This window comes from Megasphaera sp. DJF_B143 (genome assembly GCF_900320625.1).
GTDB lineage: Bacteria > Bacillota > Negativicutes > Veillonellales > Megasphaeraceae > Megasphaera > Megasphaera hexanoica.
In genome coordinates this window covers 1-2,677 of record NZ_ONTA01000084.1, presented here as the reverse complement: position 1 = coordinate 2,677, position 2,677 = coordinate 1, and the positions used below count along the sequence as shown (strand labels likewise).

General features: G+C 55.6%; 2 protein-coding genes. Both read left to right on the top strand.

Annotation, left to right across the window (positions count from 1 at the left end):
• Positions 1-75: 75 nt before the first annotated feature.
• A complete protein-coding gene (locus DBO31_RS02395; protein ID WP_150824350.1) occupies positions 76-1,449 on the top strand; it encodes a PTS transporter subunit EIIC in 1,374 nt (457 codons plus the stop codon).
• A 2-nt stretch (positions 1,450-1,451) separates the two neighbouring features.
• Complete coding sequence (locus tag DBO31_RS02390) at positions 1,452-2,534, top strand: MupG family TIM beta-alpha barrel fold protein (RefSeq protein ID WP_113855326.1); 1,083 nt, start codon at positions 1,452-1,454, stop codon at positions 2,532-2,534.
• Positions 2,535-2,677 lie beyond the last annotated feature (143 nt).

Sequence of the window (2,677 nt, the reverse complement as noted above, 5' to 3'; positions counted from 1 at the left end):
AGAAAAATTACAGACTGCCGACGGCTTTATTTCGAAGGTGCTTTCTGCTCAATCCGCTGCGAAAGGGACGATATAATGGATTATAAAGAACTGGCCCGGGAAATCTACGCTCTCACAGGACCTGCCTCCAATATCGTCCAGGCCTATCACTGTATGACCCGTCTGCGCCTGGTCGTAAAGGAAGAACATTTCACAAAAGAAGATATAGGCCGCCTGCGCGGCGTCATGGGCATCAATAAGTCCGGTGATGAATGGCAGATTATCCTGGGACCAGGCAAGGCCCAGGAAGTGACCCGGGAATTTCTGGAATTACTGAAAGAAGACAATCAATCTGCATCAGTTGGCGAGCTGGCCCGCAATGCCGCTGTCGGAGACGGGCAGGCACTGCATGAAGCCATCCGCAGAAAAAACGCCACTCCGGCCAGAGAAGCATTGAAAAAGATTGCCCAGATTTTTGTACCCATCATCCCCGCGTTCATCGCCTGCGGCCTGATTACGGGGCTGCTGAATATTGCCCTGAAACTCAATCCGGAATTATCCACCCTGCCCGTAATACAGATACTTGCCATTGCCGGCAATGCCGCGTTTTACGGTCTCAATATCTTTGTCGGCGTCAATGCAGCCAAAGTCTTTGGCGGTTCGCCCATGCTGGGTGGTGTCATGGCCGCTATCATTACCCATCCGGGACTGGCCCATATCGTCTTTTCCGGCCAGCCTCTCGTTCCAGGGCGGGGCGGCATCATCGCCGTCATCCTCGTCGTCCTCTTTGCTTCCCTGCTGGAAAAGAAACTGCACCGCGTCATTCCCGATATGTTTGACCTCTTTCTGACGCCGCTCCTGGTCGTCCTCATCGCGACCTTTGTTGCCCTATTCATCTGCCAGCCCATCGGCGGATGGCTGTCGGAAGCCATCGGATATGCGGCAACTGAATCCATCGGCCGCGGCGGCGCCGTGACGGGCTTCATCCTCGGCGGCACGTTTCTTCCCATGGTCATGCTAGGCATCCATCAGGGCCTGACGCCTATCCATGCGGAACTACTGGCCCGCTATGGCGTTACCATCCTGCTCCCCATCCTGGCTATGGCCGGTGGCGGCCAGGTAGGCGCCGCAGCAGCCGTATATGTCAAAACAAAAAACAGGCAGCTGCGCAAAACCATTGCCTCTGCACTGCCTGTCGGACTCATGGGTATCGGTGAACCGCTGATTTACGGCGTTACGCTTCCTCTGGGAAAACCGTTTATCGGTGCCTGTATCGGCGGGGCCTGCGGTGGTGCCGTACAGGCTGCCTTTATGGTCGGCGCTGCAGCTATGGGCATATCCGGCCTTCCCCTGGCCGCCAGCACGGACAATATCCCCGTGTATCTTTCCGGGCTTTTCGTCTCCTATCTTGCCGGTTTTATTGCTACGTGGATCATCGGATTTGATGACCCTGCCGAGGAGGTTTGCTGACTATGAAAACAGGTATTTCTCTCTATCCCGGTTTAGGCCGCAGCTGTGCCGATGAACTGGCCCTTCTGGAAGAAGCGGCCGCTATGGGCATTACGCGGGTGTTTACATCCCTCCACATTCCCGAATCAGACACAGACGTCCTATCTATGGAGCTTCAGGAAATTTTATCTGTCGCTCGTCACCATCACTTCGATGTCATAGCTGATGTATCACCAAAGACGCAGGAATTACTGAATCTGCCATCTCTGACACCGGAACATCTGCTTTCCCTGGGCATTACGACGGTCCGCTTTGATTATGGATTCGATGTCCGCAAAATAGCTCTGTTCAGCCATATGATGAAGGTGCAGCTCAATGCCTCCACCCTCCGCCCGGCAGAACTGGCAGCCCTTCAGGAAGCCGGGGCTGATTTCAGCCATATAGACAGCCTGCACAACTTTTATCCCCGCCCTCATACGGGTCTGGGAGAAGACTATGTACAAAAACAGACACAGTGGCTGCAGAACCAGGGTATTTCCGTTGGTCTGTTCATCCCCAGTCAGGCCGGCCGGCGGCTGCCCCTCCGGGAAGGACTGCCCACATTGGAAGACGATCGGAATCGCACAGTAGATCTGGCGGCCCGCCACGCCCAGGCTATGGGCGCAGATACCGTTTATATCGGTGACTCTGCCCCCTCACAGGAAGAACTGACCGCTCTTTCCCATGCGGGCCGGGAGGAAAAAGGCCGAATCGTTCTCAAGGCACGCCTTCTCAGTCATGACCCGTTCCTGCAGGACCTTCTCAGCCAGCCTATGACGGCCCGCCTGGATCCGGCTCAGGATGTCATCCGCGCCGCAGAAAGCCGCTCCCGGCTGCAGGGGCACATCATTTCGGGTGATGAAACGGCAGACCAGCCCGTATCGTACGGCGACATCACCGTAGACAATGAAGGATACGGCCGTTATATGGGCGAGGTACAGATCAGCCTGAAGTCCTACCCAGGCGGCCCTAATTGCAACCGGGCAGCTTATATCCTGCCGGAAGAACAATTTCTCATACCCTATATCACGCCGGGGCGGGCTTTCCGCCTGGAATTCGTCCGCTGATCCTATTCGTCAAAGCGCAGGCGAGTACCAGCTCCCAGTTCTTTTACGGGCAATTCCCGTGCAAGGAGTGTCTTATTTTCCAGGCTGACGCAATGGCAGGGATATACCAGCTCCGGCTGGCAGTCTTCTATGAAATCCAGTGT